Origin of the sequence: Asticcacaulis sp., assembly GCF_047605585.1 — a bacterium.
Classification (GTDB): domain Bacteria; phylum Pseudomonadota; class Alphaproteobacteria; order Caulobacterales; family Caulobacteraceae; genus Asticcacaulis.
Map to the genome: position 1 here is coordinate 277,681 of NZ_JASGFK010000002.1, position 16,284 is coordinate 293,964.

Annotated in this window: 23 protein-coding genes; 10 read left to right on the forward strand and 13 right to left on the reverse strand. The window is 60.9% G+C overall.

The genetic code is table 11. From position 1 onward, the window contains the following. Positions 1-39: 39 nt before the first annotated feature. Positions 40-621 (forward strand): MATE family efflux transporter, encoded by a 582-nt coding sequence (locus tag QM647_RS07090; protein WP_414994807.1) that lies wholly within the window; start codon positions 40-42, stop codon positions 619-621. Here the strand turns inward: QM647_RS07090 and QM647_RS07095 are convergent. Together QM647_RS07095 and QM647_RS07100 are read right to left on the reverse strand one after the other, a co-directional pair. After that, a complete protein-coding gene (locus QM647_RS07095; protein WP_414994808.1) occupies positions 593-922 on the reverse strand; it encodes a YnfA family protein in 330 nt (109 codons plus the stop codon). The two genes, QM647_RS07090 and QM647_RS07095, sit on opposite strands and share 29 nt — an antisense overlap. Then, positions 915-1,823: a cobalamin biosynthesis protein CbiG gene (locus tag QM647_RS07100; RefSeq protein ID WP_414994809.1), complete on the reverse strand. Its 909-nt coding sequence runs from the start codon at positions 1,821-1,823 to the stop codon at positions 915-917. The genes QM647_RS07095 and QM647_RS07100 overlap by 8 nt, the downstream gene beginning before the upstream one ends. Before the next feature lie 190 nt (positions 1,824-2,013). On the opposite strand from QM647_RS07100, the gene QM647_RS07105 reads away from it, so the two are divergent. Then, a complete protein-coding gene (locus tag QM647_RS07105; RefSeq protein WP_414994810.1) occupies positions 2,014-2,973 on the forward strand; it encodes a Gfo/Idh/MocA family protein in 960 nt (319 codons plus the stop codon). Here QM647_RS07105 and QM647_RS07110 read toward each other — a convergent pair. The 7 genes from QM647_RS07110 to QM647_RS07140 form a co-directional block, all read right to left on the reverse strand. Then, entirely contained in the window at positions 2,954-3,130 is a 177-nt protein-coding gene (locus QM647_RS07110) for a hypothetical protein (protein ID WP_414994811.1), read from the reverse strand. The two genes, QM647_RS07105 and QM647_RS07110, sit on opposite strands and share 20 nt — an antisense overlap. A 127-nt stretch (positions 3,131-3,257) precedes the next feature. Further along, positions 3,258-3,944, reverse strand: a complete 687-nt coding sequence (locus tag QM647_RS07115; RefSeq protein ID WP_414994812.1) for an NnrU family protein — start codon at positions 3,942-3,944, stop codon at positions 3,258-3,260. Positions 3,945-4,011: 67 nt separating this feature from the next. After that, the gene (locus QM647_RS07120) at positions 4,012-4,752 is read right to left on the reverse strand and encodes a hypothetical protein (RefSeq protein WP_414994813.1); all 741 of its coding nucleotides are present in this window, start codon (positions 4,750-4,752) and stop codon (positions 4,012-4,014) included. Between the two features lie 71 nt (positions 4,753-4,823). Continuing rightward, on the reverse strand, positions 4,824-5,519 hold the full coding sequence (locus QM647_RS07125; RefSeq protein WP_414994814.1) for a hypothetical protein: 696 nt from the start codon (positions 5,517-5,519) through the stop codon (positions 4,824-4,826). A 55-nt stretch (positions 5,520-5,574) separates the two neighbouring features. Further along, positions 5,575-6,378 (reverse strand): exodeoxyribonuclease III, encoded by an 804-nt coding sequence (gene xth, locus QM647_RS07130; RefSeq protein ID WP_414994815.1) that lies wholly within the window; start codon positions 6,376-6,378, stop codon positions 5,575-5,577. A gap of 59 nt (positions 6,379-6,437) precedes the next feature. Next, entirely contained in the window at positions 6,438-6,839 is a 402-nt protein-coding gene (locus QM647_RS07135; RefSeq protein ID WP_414994816.1) for a VOC family protein, read from the reverse strand. Between the two features lie 43 nt (positions 6,840-6,882). Continuing rightward, entirely contained in the window at positions 6,883-7,260 is a 378-nt protein-coding gene (locus tag QM647_RS07140) for a HesB/IscA family protein (protein WP_414994817.1), read from the reverse strand. Between the two features lie 63 nt (positions 7,261-7,323). Here QM647_RS07140 and QM647_RS07145 point away from each other — a divergent pair, with 63 nt between their 5' ends. Then, positions 7,324-8,481, forward strand: a complete 1,158-nt coding sequence (locus QM647_RS07145; protein ID WP_414994818.1) for a deoxyguanosinetriphosphate triphosphohydrolase — start codon at positions 7,324-7,326, stop codon at positions 8,479-8,481. 148 nt (positions 8,482-8,629) lie between these two features. Next, positions 8,630-8,854 (forward strand): hypothetical protein, encoded by a 225-nt coding sequence (locus QM647_RS07150; protein WP_414994819.1) that lies wholly within the window; start codon positions 8,630-8,632, stop codon positions 8,852-8,854. Between the two features lie 245 nt (positions 8,855-9,099). Here QM647_RS07150 and QM647_RS07155 read toward each other — a convergent pair whose 3' ends face one another. Continuing rightward, positions 9,100-9,981, reverse strand: a complete 882-nt coding sequence (locus tag QM647_RS07155) for a GGDEF domain-containing protein (protein ID WP_414994820.1) — start codon at positions 9,979-9,981, stop codon at positions 9,100-9,102. A 235-nt stretch (positions 9,982-10,216) separates the two neighbouring features. Here QM647_RS07155 and purE point away from each other — a divergent pair, with 235 nt between their 5' ends. The 3 genes from purE to QM647_RS07170 all read left to right on the forward strand — a co-directional run bounded on the left by purE (position 10,217) and on the right by QM647_RS07170 (position 12,177). Next, on the forward strand, positions 10,217-10,708 hold the full coding sequence (gene purE, locus QM647_RS07160) for a 5-(carboxyamino)imidazole ribonucleotide mutase (protein ID WP_414994821.1): 492 nt from the start codon (positions 10,217-10,219) through the stop codon (positions 10,706-10,708). Between the two features lie 2 nt (positions 10,709-10,710). Next, positions 10,711-11,787, forward strand: a complete 1,077-nt coding sequence (locus QM647_RS07165) for a 5-(carboxyamino)imidazole ribonucleotide synthase (RefSeq protein ID WP_414994822.1) — start codon at positions 10,711-10,713, stop codon at positions 11,785-11,787. 87 nt (positions 11,788-11,874) lie between these two features. Continuing rightward, positions 11,875-12,177 carry a YciI family protein gene (locus tag QM647_RS07170; protein WP_414994823.1) on the forward strand — a complete coding sequence of 101 codons (303 nt, stop codon included), beginning with the start codon at positions 11,875-11,877 and terminating at the stop codon, positions 12,175-12,177. A gap of 58 nt (positions 12,178-12,235) precedes the next feature. On the opposite strand, the gene QM647_RS07175 is transcribed toward QM647_RS07170, so the two are convergent. Genes QM647_RS07175 through QM647_RS07185 form a run of 3 tightly spaced genes read right to left on the reverse strand, consistent with a single transcriptional unit; the run spans position 12,236 to position 14,595 of the window. After that, a complete protein-coding gene (locus QM647_RS07175) occupies positions 12,236-13,522 on the reverse strand; it encodes a hypothetical protein (RefSeq protein WP_414994824.1) in 1,287 nt (428 codons plus the stop codon). Between the two features lie 42 nt (positions 13,523-13,564). Further along, on the reverse strand, positions 13,565-13,936 hold the full coding sequence (locus QM647_RS07180) for a hypothetical protein (protein WP_414994825.1): 372 nt from the start codon (positions 13,934-13,936) through the stop codon (positions 13,565-13,567). Continuing rightward, a complete protein-coding gene (locus QM647_RS07185) occupies positions 13,933-14,595 on the reverse strand; it encodes a COQ9 family protein (RefSeq protein ID WP_414994826.1) in 663 nt (220 codons plus the stop codon). The genes QM647_RS07180 and QM647_RS07185 overlap by 4 nt, the downstream gene beginning before the upstream one ends. A 316-nt stretch (positions 14,596-14,911) precedes the next feature. On the opposite strand from QM647_RS07185, the gene rpsU reads away from it, so the two are divergent. The 3 genes from rpsU (at position 14,912) to QM647_RS07200 (ending at position 16,283) form a co-directional block, all read left to right on the forward strand. Next, positions 14,912-15,151, forward strand: a complete 240-nt coding sequence (gene rpsU, locus QM647_RS07190) for a 30S ribosomal protein S21 (protein WP_414994827.1) — start codon at positions 14,912-14,914, stop codon at positions 15,149-15,151. Positions 15,152-15,249: 98 nt separating this feature from the next. After that, positions 15,250-15,687, forward strand: coding sequence for an acyl-CoA thioesterase (locus QM647_RS07195; RefSeq protein WP_414994828.1), 438 nt, complete (start codon positions 15,250-15,252; stop codon positions 15,685-15,687). 92 nt (positions 15,688-15,779) lie between these two features. After that, on the forward strand, positions 15,780-16,283 hold the full coding sequence (locus QM647_RS07200) for a hypothetical protein (RefSeq protein ID WP_414994829.1): 504 nt from the start codon (positions 15,780-15,782) through the stop codon (positions 16,281-16,283). Position 16,284: the final 1 nt, after the last annotated feature.

The following is a 16,284-nucleotide window of genomic DNA, read 5'->3' on the forward strand; positions in this document are numbered from 1 at the left end:
GGGGCGGCCTATTTCATTGAGGTGGGCGCCTTCGCCGGCATGACTATGTTCGCCGGCCATATCGGCGAGATCGAGGTGGCGAGCTGGACCATCGTACTCAACTTTGCCAGCGTTGTGTTCATGGTGCCGATGGGACTTTCGGCCGGCTGTTCGGTGCTGGTCGGCAAGGCCTTCGGCGCTGGGGATTTCGCCGCTTTGGCGCGCATGGGCCGGGTCAGCTTCATCTCGGCGGCGGCTTTCATGGTCTGTGTGGTGATTTTCACCGCCGTGTTCGCGGGCGTGATTTCGCGCTTCTACAGCCACGATCCGCTGCTGTTGCCGGATGTGAAGACCGGCCTGCTGCTCTCCTGCTTCTTCTTTATCCCGGATGGCCTGCAGGTGGTGGCGGCGCAGGCCCTGCGTGCCCGCAAGGACATACTGGCGCCGACTATAATCCACTATCTGTCATACGGTGCGATCATGCTGCCCTTGGGCTTCGTGTTCAGCATCGTCTTCGGGTGGGGCGTAGCGGGGCTGGTCTGGGCCGTGGTGGTGGCCTCGCTGATTTCCGGCACTTTCCAGACAGCGCGCTTCCTGTGGCTTGACCGCCAAATCAGCCGTGGCGTGGCGCAAACAGGATAACGGCGGAGCCCGCCAGACAGAGCACAAGCCCGGCCAGATCCCACAGGTCGGGGCGCTGCTTCTCGATACACCACAGCCAGCCGATCGAGGCGGTGATGTAGATGGCGCCGTAAGCCGCATAAGCCCGGCCGGCGGCGGGGGTATCGATCAGGGTCAGGAGCCAGGCGAAGGCGCACAGGGACAGCGCGCCAGGAACCAGCCACAGCGGTGACTTTCCCATTTTGAGTACGGCCCACAGGCTGAAGCAGCCCGCGATTTCGGCGATGGCGGCCAGGATATAGACGGTGAGGGGCTTAAACACCCAGTATCCAGCCTTCTTCGCCGGCGGCAGCTTCGGCATCGGCTTCGCTCAGGCCCTTCGGCGTGGCGAACAGCCCGCCAAGCTGTCCTTTGTCGTCGGCCTCTGCCAGGGCCTGCGCCGCAACGCGCACACCGGTGGCGTCCTTGACCTCGCCGGGGGCGGCCTCACCGTCGAAGACCGCCGGATAGACCTCGGCGATCAGGGTGGAGACGCCCTCAAGCGCCGCCTCATCCAGCCCGCCAAAACCGGTCTGGAACGGCCAGATCTTCGCACCATCTCCCAGACCTTCGGCCAAGGCCTTAAAGGCGGGGATGCCGAGCATGGTCTGGCCGGCCACAACGCCGGCGCCGTGCATCTGCCACAGGCTTTTTGCGGTTTGCGCCTTCTTGTGTGCCTTGCGCGCGGCCTCTTCGGTCAGGCGGAATTCGGGGAAATCGCCCAGGCTATCCGGCTTGAGCGTCGACAGCCACTTCTGGGCGTCGCTCTTGGGGCAACCCCAGAAAGGATAGGCCTCGTCGGTCATCAGGCGGTTCATCTTGGCTGCCACCTGGAAGCGGTTGTTCTTGTTATCGGGCTTGTCGACGATGTTTTTCGTCAGGAAGTCCCACATGCCCTGCCAGTTCGCACCTTTCACCTGAAGGTGTGCGGCTGTGCCGCGTGGGAAGCCGAGGGCGAAATCGAGGCCGAGCAGGACGCGATCGCCGCGTTTGTGGAGGTCGGCAAGGATGGTTTTCAGCAGGGCGATGGCCTCGGCGCGCGTGGCCGGATTGTGCGACTCGTAGGAGAGGCGGAAGCGGACATCGCGCTTCATCACGCCGATCCAGACCGAAGATTCGCCGGTCTTCTTGCCTTCAGCGGCGCTGTAGTCAACGATCACATAGGCGCCAAACAGACGTGTCACGAGCTTGCCTCCGCAAACGCTACCGGTTCTAAGGCGGGGTAGCGGTAATAAAGTCCGCTCTTTTAGACCTGATAGGCGTGGCGAAAAAGCGGTTTATGTGGCTGTGCACAATATTATGTAGCCTGATGTGTATTCCATTTCAGGGGCAAAGCGGAGTAAGCAGGACGCACAAATGTCGGAAGAGATTGTCATGACTAAGATTTTGCGGGTGGGCGTGGCGGGCGCCGGTGTTTTCGGCGGCTATCATGCCAATAAATACAAGCAGGCGACGGCCGTCGATTTTGTCGGTATCTATGACCTCGACAAGGCGCGCGCCGAGGCTCTGGCGGCCCAGCATGGCGTCAAGGCCTTCGGTGGCGATGAACTGGCAGACTTCCTGGCGGCCATCGATGCGGTCACCATCGCCACGCCGGCTTTCGCTCATGCGGCGGTTGCCCTGAAGGCCCTGGATGCCGGTGTGCACGTCTATTCCGAAAAGCCGCTGGCGGTGAAGGAAGCCGATGCCGTGGCCATGGTCGACCTGGCGGCGGAGAAAGGACTCGTCCTGGCCTGCGGTCACCAGGAACGCGCGGTTTTCGAAGCCATGGGTCTTTATGATGTGCCGCAAACCCCGCTGCGTCTGGAAGCCGTGCGCAATGGCACGGCCTCGACGCGCAATCTCGATGTCTCCGTGGTGCTCGATCTGATGATTCACGATCTCGACCTGGCGCGGACGCTGGCCGATGCCGGACCGGGCGGACTGGTGGCGTCGGCGCGTTATCGCACGGACGAGGGCTATAAGGCCGTCGGCGCTGACGAGGTGACAGCCGAGATCGAGTTCGAGAACGGCATGACGACCCGCTTCCAGGCCTCGCGCATGGCCGAGGCGCGCGAACGCACCATGCGCATCGTCTATCCCAGCGGCGAAGTGCGCATCGACCTGCTGAACCGGACCTTCGAGAACACCACGCCCTTCGCGCTGAACGCCGATTTCGCCGAAGCCGATATCGCGAAAGATCCCCTGGGCACCAGTGTATTCCGTTTCCTGGATACGGTGCGCGGGACGCGTGAGCGGCCCCTGTGTACCGGCGCCGAGGCGCTGAAGGCTCTGCAACTGGCCCTGTCGATCGATGAGGAAGTGTCGCCCGAACCTAGCGTGTCTCGCCTTTGAAGACGATGCCGAAGCTGAGGACGGCGAAAGCGGCCGTCATCAGCCAGTAGGCGTATTCGCTTATATGGGGAACCGGGCGGAAGTGGCCGAGCAGGCTGGCGCCTACCAGCGCCACGGCAACGAAAAATAACAGCAAGGTAAAAGCTGATAGCTTCATAACCGACGCGAACCCACCCATCTGAATTATTCAGATCGCTATAGCCCCATTTGTTCAAACATTTGTGATAAGATCAATGGCAAATTAACCCAAATTGGGTGCGCTGCCGCATTTTTTAGTCGCAAACTCAAATGGCGCGAGCAGTGAACAACAGTTCGTGCAGAACGGTTATGGCCGCGAACATGGATGTCGCCAGCAGCATCCGCGCCACGCCCAGTTCCTCAGGGGCAAAGGCGATGCGGCCTTCGATGATGGCGACGAACGGAATGATCGAGGTGCGGCGCTTGATCGAGGCATAGGCATCGCCCATCAGAGCCATACGCTTGCGGTCGATATTATTGGCGCCCAGGGCACATAGGGCCAGCATGGAGCCGAAGAAGATCCAGGCCGCCAGGTTTCCGTTACAGATCATGTGGATAGCCGCCCAGATGCCGATACCGGACAGGATTGGGTGACGCGAAATGCGGTTGATGCCGTACACGGTTTTGTCAGGCAGGCGGAACAGCGCGGTCAGCTTGGTGGCGGAGGGGGTGACGATACCGATCACGACCAGGAACATGGCGATGAAATTGCCGAACAGGCCGATGACGCGCAGGAAGGTTTCGGACTTCCACAGCACCACATTCATTGGATCGCCGAGGGCGATGCCGAAGGCGATGATCATCCAGGCCAGACCGCCGATCGAGAACAGTGAAAAGAGAATATAGTAGGCGACGCCACCGATGCGCCCGATGATCTGCTCCTTGAGGCTGGTGCCACTGATCATCAGATGGATGCAGAGGAAGAAGGCGCACGCAAGTGCCAGGGTCCACATTACTTACGGTCTCCGACCAGGCTCGAGTTCAGTCATGCCTAACATGATGAGGCGGGGAAAGTACAGGTCAGAGATAGGGGATGAGGGGAGCATTCAGCACATCGCCTTCCGGCTTTGTGGGCGGTGTCGTGGCTGGCGCCGGAGAAACCGGTGTAGCGGCGGCCACAAGCGGCAGCGGGGGCGGTGGCGGTGTGGTTGACGGGGGCGGCACAAAATCGGACATCTTAACGGCGGCCGCGGCCGCAGGCGCGCCGACGACCGGTTGAGGCGCACTGATTGTACGGCGCAGGACGGCCTCGACATGGTAGAACCACTTGCGCACATTGTTCATGGCGGCGCGTGGCCCTTCGGCGCGGGCGGTCAGGGTATCATTGGGGTCCCAGATGACCAGTTCAAAGCTGGGAAAGGCCGGATCGTCCAGGACCAGGCGCATGCTGACGCGATGCACGACCGGCGCCAGGTCATCCAGCATGATATGCGGCCCGCTGCGCATGACGCGGCCGATGACCTTGTCATCGACAATCACTTCCATGCCGAGCAATTGCGCCATCTTGTAGGGGCGATGCGGTTTTTTGCCGAAATCCTCGACGATGATCAGCCGGTCGCCCGAAAAGGAGCTGGCGGCCGCTGCTTTGCGGACTGGCTCCAGCACCATGACATCGGCCTTGAATTCCCCCAGCCCTTCACGCAGTTCGTCTTCCAGCTTCTTCGGCTGCTCGACGCGCGAGTCATAAATGCGGTACAGCACCACCAGAATAGCCAGCGCGGCGGCGGCGAGGATGACGATCGTGGGCAGATAGGTCGGCACAGCACTTATCCGGAAACAACTATTGAATTCTCAACAGGAAGTTAACCACGATTTTCCACGGAGGTTAAGTCTTAAGCGCCGTCCCGCCGTTTTTCGTCGCCATAAGTGTCGTTTGTGTCATCGTCGTCATTGCCCTCCCACGGCGGCAGGTCATTGAATGACGGTTTGGCGGGCGCTGACGATGGCTTGCGCGGCGGGCTGGCCACGGCGTCTTCCGGCAGGGAAGTAGAGGGGGATTCCGCCGGCAGACGTTTGATCACGGCATCGATATGCGACAGCCATTTGCGGCCGATGCGCACGGCCTCGGCGGCGGTCTTGGCGTGGACCGGATTGTGGCTGACATCGCCGAACAGGTTGACCTCGAATTCCGGCGTATGCACGTCGTCGAACATCAGGCGCAGGGTGACGCGCGAGGCCTGGGCGTGGGTTTCGTTGAGCACCCGGCGTGCTTCGCCTTTCTGGGCACGGGCGACAACGCGCTCATCGACGATCAGTTCGGCGCCTTCGATCTCATCAAAGGCAAAGACCAGGCCTTGCGCGCCGGTCTTCCACATGATGGCCAGGTCGCCAGCAGTAAAATCGAGGGCGGCGGCCTTCCGGCCATCCAGATCGTAGATCACGGCATCCGCCGGCTTGCCCAGGGCGGAATTGAGCGCGCGGGCCAGGCGGCGCGAGGCTTCGAACCACCACATCAGGCCGGAAGCGATCAGGGTCAGGCCGATGCCGGCAAACAGGAAATAGAGCAGGATGCGCGCGGCATGGGCCATGGACAGTCACGCCTGGGATTTATGGCTAACAAACCCTTATTGTGACGAAGCGGGGTTAAGATTTTGTTCTCAACTCAACGGCAACGGGTACGTGATCGGACGGTTTGGCCTCGTCATGCGTGCGGCCGCGCGTGTCCTTGTGGATCACTATATCCGCCAGCCGGTCCGCCGCCTGGGGAGAGAGCAGGTGGTGGTCGATACGGATGCCTTCGTTCTTCTGCCAGGCGCCGGCCTGGTAATCCCAGAAGGTATAGCGGTTGCCTTCCGGCGAAAGGGCCTCAAAGGCATCAGTATAGCCGAGGTTCTTCAGACCCTGATAGGCGCGGCGCACGGCCGGCTGGTAGAGGGCGTCCCCCAACCAGGGACCTTCCTTCCACAGATCAGCCTTGCCCGGTATGATGTTGAAATCACCAGCTAAAACGGTGATTTCCTCATGCTTCAGCAAGGCTTCGGCATGGGCATGCAGGCGTTCGAGCCAGCGCAGCTTGTAGGCATATTTATCGGTGCCGAGGGGATTGCCGTTGGGCAGGTAGAGGCAGCCGAAACGGACGGGTTCGGCGGCTTCGATCACGGCTTCGATATAGCGCGAATGGTCGTCGATATCGGCTTCTTCTTTCGGCAGGCCGCGCTGGATATCGCTCATCGGAAACTTGGAGAGGATGGCGACGCCATTATAAGTCTTCTGGCCGTGGACGGCGCAGTTATAGCCCAACGATTCAAATGCTTCGTAGGGAAACTTCTCGTCGATGCACTTGATTTCCTGCAGGCCGCAAACATCGGGTTGCGCCTCGCGAAACCATTCCAGCAGGAGGGGCAGGCGGGCATTGACGGAGTTGACGTTCCAGGTGGCAATTTTCATGTGTAGGTTTTTAGGCTGCGAACCGGATTCGAGCAAGTCGATTGCTTCAGGTGAAATACTTATGTGAAATCCTGGACCGCGTCCGGACGGGCTTCGCAGACATGCCACAGCACGCCCGCCGGGTCATAAACGAAAGCGACGCGCAGGCCCCAGGGCTGCATTTTCGGTGCCTTGGGCGGCTGGACACCGAAGCGGCCCGGCAGGTCGAGGCTGTTTATATGCGTCCACCAGGCATCAAGGTCTTCGACCATCAGCTGCATCATGAAATTGTGGGCCCATTGTTCGACCCAGGCATTTTGCAGGATAAAGCCGCCGGCGCCTTCACAGGCGAAGATAGCCACCTCGCTGTCGAGCAGTTTTTTGAAGCCCAGCGCCTCGTAAAACGCCTTGCTGACGGCGAAATCCTTTGCCGGCATAAACGGGCGGGCAACGATGGCAGGCAAAGGCGCTGATGGGGTCATGGACGCATCCTCAACGGTTGAATGACCGGCAGATCTGAATTTCTTACAGCGAAAAGCTGGTGCCGCAACCGCAGGAAGCCACGGCCAGCGGATTCAGGATCTTGAACTGCGAACCGACCAGTTCCTCGACATAATCAATCATTGAACCGGCCATCAGAGGGGCGGAAACCTCATCGACCAGGGCCGTGGCGCCGTCATGCTCGATCCGGCTCTCATCCGGGTTTGCCGCGTCGGTCAGGTCGAGCACATACTGGAAGCCGGAGCAGCCGCCGCCCTCGACCATGACACGCAACATGACCGGATGACCGGCGTCATGGCTCAGGGCATTGAGATGTTTCGCGGCGGAGGCGGTGAGGGTGATATTGTGGCTCATGGCGGCAATATGGGCGCATTCGGCGGCAAAATCAGCCCCTAAGGCCATATTTTCCGAAGATTTTTTAGGGAAATCAGTATAGCCAACCGTTAAACTGCGTGTGGAGAGATCATGAAGCCCCTGGCCCCCTTTGCCTGCGATGTCGAAAAGAGCCTCGGCCGTCTCTATCCTGAAGCGGAAAGCGCCACGCGTACGGCCTATGCCCGCGACCGCGACCGCATCATCCATTCGACCGCCTTCCGGCGCCTGAAAGGCAAGACCCAGGTCTTTGTGGCCAATGAGGGTGACTATTTCCGCACCCGCCTGACCCACAGCCTGGAGGTGGCGCAGATTGCCCGCTCGCTGGCCCATTCGCTGGCGCTGGACGAGGACCTGGCGGAGACCATCGCCCTGTCGCACGATCTCGGTCACCCGCCCTTCGGCCATGCCGGCGAGGACCAGCTTCATGACTGCATGAAGCCCTGGGGCGGCTTCGATCACAATGTCCAGACCTTCCGCGTCATCACCCGGCTGGAGGTGCGCTATCCGGCTTTCGAGGGGCTGAACCTGACATGGGAAACACTGGAGGGCGTTATCAAGCACAACGGACCGGTCACGCATCACATGGCTGAGCCGTCGTGGAAATCCATCGTTGATTTCAATGCCCAGTGGGACCTGAGGCCGGATACCTTTGCCTCCATGGAAGCCCAGTGTGCGGCGATTGCTGACGACATCGCCTATAACAACCACGATGTCGATGACGGTCTGCGTGCCGAACTTTTCACCATCGAGGATCTGCTGGAGGTGCCACTGATCGGCCCAGCTCTGGTTTCGGTGCAAAAGGACTGGCCGTCAATCGACCGCCGGCTGCTGCGCCTGGAAGGCGTGCGCCGCATGATCGGCCTGATGATGAAGGATGTGATGGCTGAAACCGCCCGCCGGCTTCTGGCGGACGGTATCCATACGGGTGAGGACGTGCGTCTGGCGCGCCGGCCGATGGTCGCCTTCTCGAAACCGGTCTATGACGACCTTTCACGCCTGCGCGGCTTCCTGTTCGAGCGCATGTACAAGCATTACAAGCTTAACCGCACGCGCAGCCACGCCAAGCGCATACTGAACGAGATGTTCAGTCTCTTCATGGCCGAACCGGATACCCTGCCGACTGACTGGTTCCAGCGCGTCTGTTCGAAGGATACGGAAACCGCGCGGGCCCGTGTGATCTGCGACTATATCGCCGGCATGACGGATGCCTTTGCCACCGAAGAACACAAGCGGCTGTTCTCCTTCTGAGACCGGTTTTGTGACGTAAGGTTAACACCACTCCTTTATGGAATGCGGCGCGCAAACGCGCTGCGATTTTGCGATTTGTGGCTCAGATTTCAGGGGCCGGACGGCGCAGAGCCCGGTTCGGTTTCACAATGAATGAAGGAATCCCGTCATGCGTAAAACCTTTATCCAGTCTGCATCCGCCGCCGCCCTGATCGCCCTGGCCAGCACGCTCGTGGCTTGCGCGTCCGGCTCCGAGACCACCACCACGACCAGCACGGTCACTTCGACCGATGGGGCGGTCACCGGTGCCTCGACCCAGACGACCACCAGCTCCGTCTCGCCGGACGGCACGGTGACTTCGTCGAGCACCGCCAGCAGTTCGTCTTCCTATTGATCAAAAAAAGCCGGAGATATCCTCCGGCTTTTTTTATTTTCAGGTGCGATATGCGAAAGAGATATGTTCCGGTTCTGGCGGCCTTAAACTTTCTGGCGATGCTGGCGGGCTGTTCTTCGTGGATGGCGGACAAGAGCCCGACTCCGCCCCCGGTCGATAGCGCCTTGCCGGGCGTTGAAGGGGCTTCCTCATCGGCGTCATCTTCTTCCCGGTAACATCTTCTTCCCGGTAACAAGGGCCGATGATCAGCGCGACGATTTCTTGACCAGGAACATGGCGGCATCGGCCTCGCTCAGCCAGGATTCGGCCGAGGCCTGACCGGCATAGGCGCGTACGCCGAAGGAGCCGCCGGTCTTCAGATGCAGGCCGCCATATTCGAACGTCCCCATCATCAGCTCGGCTTCCAGCTTCATCGCCTTGATGCGTGAGGATTGCAGATCGGCCCGGCGCAGCAGGATGGCGAATTCATCGCCGCCGATCCGCCCGACGCTGTCGCCTTCGCGCACGCTGGCATTCAGGGTCTGCGCGACATAGATCAGGGCGGCATCGCCCGCCGCGTGGCCGTGGGCGTCATTGATGCTCTTGAAGCCATCCATATCGAGGAAGATCAGGCAGGCATCCTCACCGTAGCGGCGGCAATCGGCCATGGCGCGCTGCATTTCGCGCAGGAAGGCGCGGCGGTTGAGGGTAGGGGTCAGCACGTCGCTGTCAGCCAGGCCCTGCGCGTTTTGCAGTTGAAGGGTCTGTTCCCTGAGCTGTTCGCGCAGGCGCTCGTTTTCCTGGCGCAGCGAATCGATCAGGGTTTGCGCCGAGGCCGGCCAATCCTGTGAAGGCGCGGCAGACGTCTCTTCCGGCTGCTGGGCCTGGGCAGAAGGTGAACCCGTGGGCGCACTCACTGGCGTACTTAGGGCATCAAGGCGGACGGCCTCGAAAGGCGCCGTGTCCTGAACGGGCGGATTGGTCTCGAAATAATGGGCGAGCAGGCTCTGCATGGAAGCCGTGGTGGCGCGCGCCGGCCGCTCCGCGGCGGGCGCGGTCTGGCCGGTTTCCGACGTCTCTTCGGTATTTTGCAGGTGCGAATCGAGTCCCATTCGGTCCGATAGTCTGATGATAGTAGCACTGGTCATTGAGCGGCTTATCAAAGCATGGAAGGGCGCCCGGCGCAATGCGCGACACCCTCGATTAACCAAGCATTTCTGTGGGATGACAGGGTATATCCGGGCAAAAAAGCCTGGCTTTCAGGGGATAAAAGGCTTGTTTTTTTGCACAGCAGAGAGGGGCTTGCAGTACGGAAGCTTCTGACTATACTCCGCGCCTTTCCTGAACCGCCCGCTTTTTCCCGTCTATTCAAGGAATTCTAACATGGCTGAAATGCCGCAGGTCGCCATCATCATGGGTTCGCGTTCCGACTGGTCCGTGATGAAGGCCGCCGCCACCATCCTTGAACAACTGGGCGTCAGCCATGTCTCGCGTGTCGTCTCGGCGCACCGCACGCCGCAGCGTCTGTACGAATTCGCCACGGGCGCCAGGGCCGCCGGTTTCAAGGTGATCATCGCCGGCGCCGGTGGGGCGGCGCACCTGCCCGGTATGACGGCCTCCATGACTACCCTGCCGGTGCTGGGCGTGCCAGTGCCGGTGCGTGACGGGCTGAAGGGCATCGATTCCCTGCTGTCCATCGTCCAGATGCCAGGCGGCGTGCCGGTGGGTACGTTGGCAGTCGGCGAAGCGGGCGCGAAGAACGCCGGCCTGCTGGCGGCGCAGATCCTGGCGCTGAACGATCCTGAACTGGCCGGGCGCATCGAAGCCCTGCGCCAGGCACAGACGGACAGCGTTCCTGACACAGTAGAAGATTAAAGATGTTGCAATCCCCTCTGCCGCTCGGCAGCACGATCGGTATTCTCGGTGATGGCCAGCTCGGCCGGATGCTTTCGCAGGCCGCCTCGCGCCTAGGATTCAAGGTCGTGACCTTCGGGCCGGATGTCGGATCGCCCGCCGCCCAGGTGTCGCTGGCCTCCAAGGTGGCGGCCTATACGGACGAGGCCGTGCTGGCCCGCCTGGCCGAAGGCTGCGATGTCATCACCTTCGAATTCGAAAACGTTCCTGCCGCCAGCCTCGATTTCCTGACCGGCAAGGGCGCCGTGGTGGCGCCGTCTTCCAAGGCGCTGCGCATCACCCAGGATCGCGTGCTGGAAAAAAGCTTCGCGCGTGAGGCCGGTATCGGCACGGTCGATTTCTACGAAATCAACAGCCTGACTGATCTGCAAGACGCGCTGGCCAAGTCCGGCCTGCCGGCCCTGTTGAAGACGCGCCGTGAAGGCTATGACGGCAAGGGCCAGGTGTGGATCAGAAGCCTGGAAGAGGCCCCCGCCGCCTATGACTCGCTGAATGGCCGCCCGTCGATCCTGGAGGCAAAGGCCAGCTTTACCCGCGAAATCTCGGTAGTGGCGGCGCGCGGCTGGAACGGCGAGGTCCGGACCTTCCCGATCGGCGAAAACCACCATGTCGGTGGTATCCTGTCGACCACCCTGGCACCGGCGCAGGTCTCCGAAGCGGTCAGCGCGGCGGCGCACGAGATCGCCCGCAAGGTGCTGGAAGGCCTTGACTATGTTGGCGTGCTGGCGGTGGAACTGTTTGTCCTGCCCGGCGACGACCTGCTGCTGAACGAGATCGCGCCCCGCGTCCATAATTCCGGTCACTGGACCCAGGACGGCTGCCTGTGCGACCAGTTCGAACAGCACATCCGCGCCGTCACCGGCTGGCCGCTGGGCGATACCACTGCCCGTTGCACGGTCGAAATGACCAATCTGCTGGGGCCGGATATCCTGAAATGGCCGGAACTCTCCGCCGAGCCGCAGGCCCGTCTCTATGTCTATGGCAAGGACGAGCCGCGTCCCGGCCGGAAGATGGGCCACATCAATCGCATCAAGGCCTGAAACGCCACACAGGCACGTTTTTTGCAGTTGCGAATTGATTTTTGATCCCTGGCCGGTCAAAATGTGCCCAAGTTAAAGGAAATCATTATGTTTATTGTCACCCTGACCTACACGGTCCCCAATGACGAAATCGATCGCCATCTCGAGGCGCACATGGCCTGGCTGAAGGAAGGCTACACCAGCGGCCTGTTCCTGGCCGCCGGCCGCCGCGTTCCGCGCACGGGCGGCATGATCTTCGCCGAAGGCAGCCGTGAGGCCGTCGAAACCATGCTGCGCCGTGATCCGTTCCACACCAATGGCGTGTCGGAATATACGATTTCCGAGGTCAACATCACCTCGACCGCGACAGGCCTGGAAGGCCTCAAGGCAAAGGCCGATCTGGCCGCCTGAGCTATTTGAGCGCTGATAATCAAAACCCCGCCGGAGCCTGCTCCGGCGGGGTTTTTCGTTACATCTTCATCTGGCCTGACATCGGGTTCAGCTTCCACTGCAGGAAGGCGACCGTGCCATTGGGATGGTCGCCATAGACCGACTTCAGGGCGTCCGGCACTGTATTGAACTGACGCACCAGCCCCAGGCCGAGGGTCATGTTATGAGCCAGTCTGAAGGTGCGGATGGCGCCGACTTCGGTCTTGGCCACCCAGTAGGCGCCCGTGTCGACCAGTTCGTCATTATAGACACGCTCATAACGACCGAGCGCCATCCATTTCTCATTAAATTTGAAGGTGTTCTCGAAGAGGAAGGCGTCTGAGGCCTTTTCTTCGCTGTGCTCGATCTCCTTGCGTCCGTAGGCCAGGGTCGAATAGAGCGTTCCGGCCCTGAAGGCGTGGTTATAGTCGATGCTGATCGATCGGCGTTGCAGGTCCTCATCCGGATGCAATTGTTCCGGGCTGATCTGGTGCGCCCATGAGGCCTGGGCGGTCAGGGCCTCATTCAGGCTCCAGGTCAGGCGAACAGAGGTGGAATCAAGCTTCGGCGTATCGAGATTGAAGCGGTACTGATCCGGTTCGCGGCCAGTGAATTGCGTCACCTCCAGCTGCAGAGGCCCTTTGGCGAGCCCACCCGTCACCACGCCCATGCTGATATGGCCGGAATCGAGCCAGTGGTGCGAGATCGGCGCGGTCGGGAAGTTCTCGCCCGAGGCGCGGTGCATGAAGGCGGTCGGGCCGAAGCCGAATTCACCCGGCCAGCCGACAAGCACAAAGGCCCTGGTGTCGCCATCGAAGCGATGGGTCAGTTTGGCGGTGGCGCCCATGAAAAAATCATGCGGATGCTGGGCGTCGGTCAGGTGATGCTCGCCATCGGCGGTTTCGCCGGTCTGTAGCAGAAGGGGATAGCCGCCCTTACCCATGAAGGCATCGGGCGAAAGCATCAGGTTGAGGTCGAGCGTATTGCGGTCATCGAGCTTGCGCGAGGCCATGACCATAACCATACCTTCGGCGAAGTTTTTCGAACCGCCGCGCGGACCTTCCTGGTTATCGGCCACGAAATTCAGCGTGGCGTGGGTCATGATCTGCCAACCGGACTGCGGGGCGTCCATGTTCATATGATCCATATGCGACATGTCCATATCGGACATATCCATGTCAGACATGTCGTGGCCAGACATATCGTGGCCAGACATATCGTGATCCGTGGTTTGCGAGGAAGGGCTGGTTGTATCCTGGGCGCAGACCGGCACGGCGGACAACGCAAAAAGCACCGCCAGGGCGGTTGTTCGTTTTAGGTGGGACATAGGCTGTCTCCTGAAAATGTTTGATGGGAAAGGATTATTCCATCAAATTAGTTTCGGAGGACGCGGTTCCAGGCGTGAAGGCAGGCTGGTCAGGGGCGCGGCCGGCGCTGGCATCAGGCGGGTGACTTCAAAAGGCCGCGACAACAGCCTGACAGGCTCAGCCGTGGCTGCCAGCACGGGCTGGCTACAGCAGGGCATGACGGTTTGCGTATCGCCCGGAACGTTCGGCTTGTGATGAGAGACCGGCATATCGGTCATCTTCATGCCGCTCATGGCCATGCCGTCCATATGACAGGACATGTCCTGATTCTTGTCCTGAGCCAGATTCTTGTCCTGAGCCAGACTCGGCGTTGCGGTTGCCGTCAGCGAAAACAGCAGCCAGACGCAGGCGAGCAAGGCGCGAAAAGCGGTCATGCCGCGTCGTGTCCGAATCTCAGGCGCCCCAGGGTACGGGCGAGGTTGAGCGCGATCTCTTCCGGCTTGACGGGCAGTTTGGCCTTGAACTTTTCGAACTGCATGACCTGTTCGATATTGCGGTCGATCTGTTCCAGCTGCGCGTCACGCCCCCGCGACAGGCGTGTCATCATGGCGGTGGTGATAATGCCGGAAACGATCAGGCGCTTGGAATAATGGTTTTCATCCAGCGCCTTATCGCCGGCCAGCCGCCAGATAGTGCCGGCGGTCTCCCACAGCAGGCGATGATAGAGGGCGGCATTCTGGGGCAAGGCGAAGAAGCCCATCAGGCGCTTCGCCAGCTTCTCATCCTGTGCGGCCTCATCGAGGCGCAGGTTGAGCAGGTAGCCGATCTTCTCGCGAATCTTCATGCCGGCCAGCGATTCGGCGGTTTCGGGCGTGAGCAGCACCTCGTCATGCCCGCGCCACAGGATGGCGGCGATATCGGGGGCGCCATGCGGGGCGATCAGGTCACGCTCACCGTCGCCAAACCCCAGGCTGTAGGCGCCGGCCTCCACGCTCTGGCGATTCAGGCCCAGCTCAGGGATATAGGCAGCCACGGCCTTTGCCAGGCGGGATTCGGCAGCCTTGATGCCGGAAAGGGGGGCGGACATGGTCATGAGGCTTACAATAGGCCCTGTCAGGCACCGCGCCAAGAGGGCAGGGGCGGTATTTCGGCAACAAATTGTCGCAGCGCGGAAGGACGTAAAGGTCTCGACCGCAAAGAAAAACAGTAAAAAACCGATCAAAAATCCCTTTTGAGGCGGGCTTTGTCTGGACAAGGCGGATCGCCTCATGTATGGGCAAGGCCGATCTTCCTGCAGACTTATGGTTTGCGGGCGTAAGTTTCTTTTTCACAATTTGGCTGACGGAACGCTGCCGGGCATCTGGCGCACCTCCCCACCGGCCTTCGAACCCTGAATGGAGAGATACCTTTTGGTACAGATTTTCGTCCGTGACAACAATGTCGACCAGGCCCTGAAGGCCCTGAAGAAGAAGATGCAGCGCGAAGGTTCCTTCCGCGAAATGAAGCGTCACGTACACTACGAAAAGCCCTCCGAAAAGCGCGCCCGCCAGCAGGCGGAAGCTGTTCGCCGTGCCCGCAAGCTGGCCCGCAAGCGCATCCAGCGCGAAGGCGGCGCCTCCGCTTCGCCCGCGCGTCCGGCCAAGGCCTAAGTTCCCGGCGCCTGTTGCGGCGCAGCGAATTTGACAATAAGCTTCGAAGGCGTTGAAGGCTCGGCTTTCAGCGCCTTAGTTGTATCTGAGGATTGATTATGGCTAACAGCCCGCACGACCATTCCGACCTGCCCGATCCCGCCGACCTCGGCATACTGACCACCGCGATGCCGGCCGACACCAACCCGTCGGGCGATATTTTCGGCGGCTGGCTGATGTCGCAGATGGACCTCGCGGCCGGCAATATCGCCGCGCGCCTCTCCCGCGGCCGGGTGGCCACCATCGCCGTCGATGGCATGGTCTTTCTCACCCCGGTGCAGGTGGGAGACGAGGTGACGGTCTATGCCAAGGTGATTTCCGTGGGGCGCACCTCGATGAAGATGAAGGTCGATGCCTATCGCCGCCCGCGCGAAGGCGAGGACAAGAAGCGCGTGACCGAGGGTATCTTCACCTTTGTGGCCATTGACGACGAGGGCAAGCCGCGAGCGGTGCACGGCGGCCGCTCGCCGAAATTCGCATTTGGCCAGCAGGACTGACCGGGGGCGATTGCGTCCGAAATAAGGCATTGACCGATGAGCCCTACAGGGACATCTATATGTCTGATCTATCGAGGTGAGGGGAAATTCCTATGGCCAAATCGTCGTTCGCCCGTTTCCAGGACTGGCTCAGCGAATGGGATGACGGCAAGACGCGTCAGCTGCTGATGGTCGTGCTGGTCGTGCTGTCGGGCTTGCTGCTGGGCATGCTGGTCTATACGATCGCCAAATATGTGCTCGATCAGTTCTTCCCGTTCCCGCCGGGCCTTTACATGGTCGATGCCGAGCAGAAGGCCGAACTGATGAAGACAGTGGCCGGGCAGGTCTTCATCATCATCCCCATCACCTGGGCGGTCGGGGCGCTGATCGGCGGCTATTTCGCAACCCTGATGGGCAAGGTCGGGCAGTTTCCGGCCTGGCTGACCGGCATCCTGTTGACGGCCTATTTCTGGATCGACCTGCTGCACCTGCCCTATACGACGACCCTGTTCATCCTGTGTCCGGTGATCGTCGGCCTCTGCGCCGCTGCCAGTGGCTGGCTGGGTATGTACATGACGGCGCAGAAGGCGATGAAATCGCAGCAAGCGGAAGTTTAGA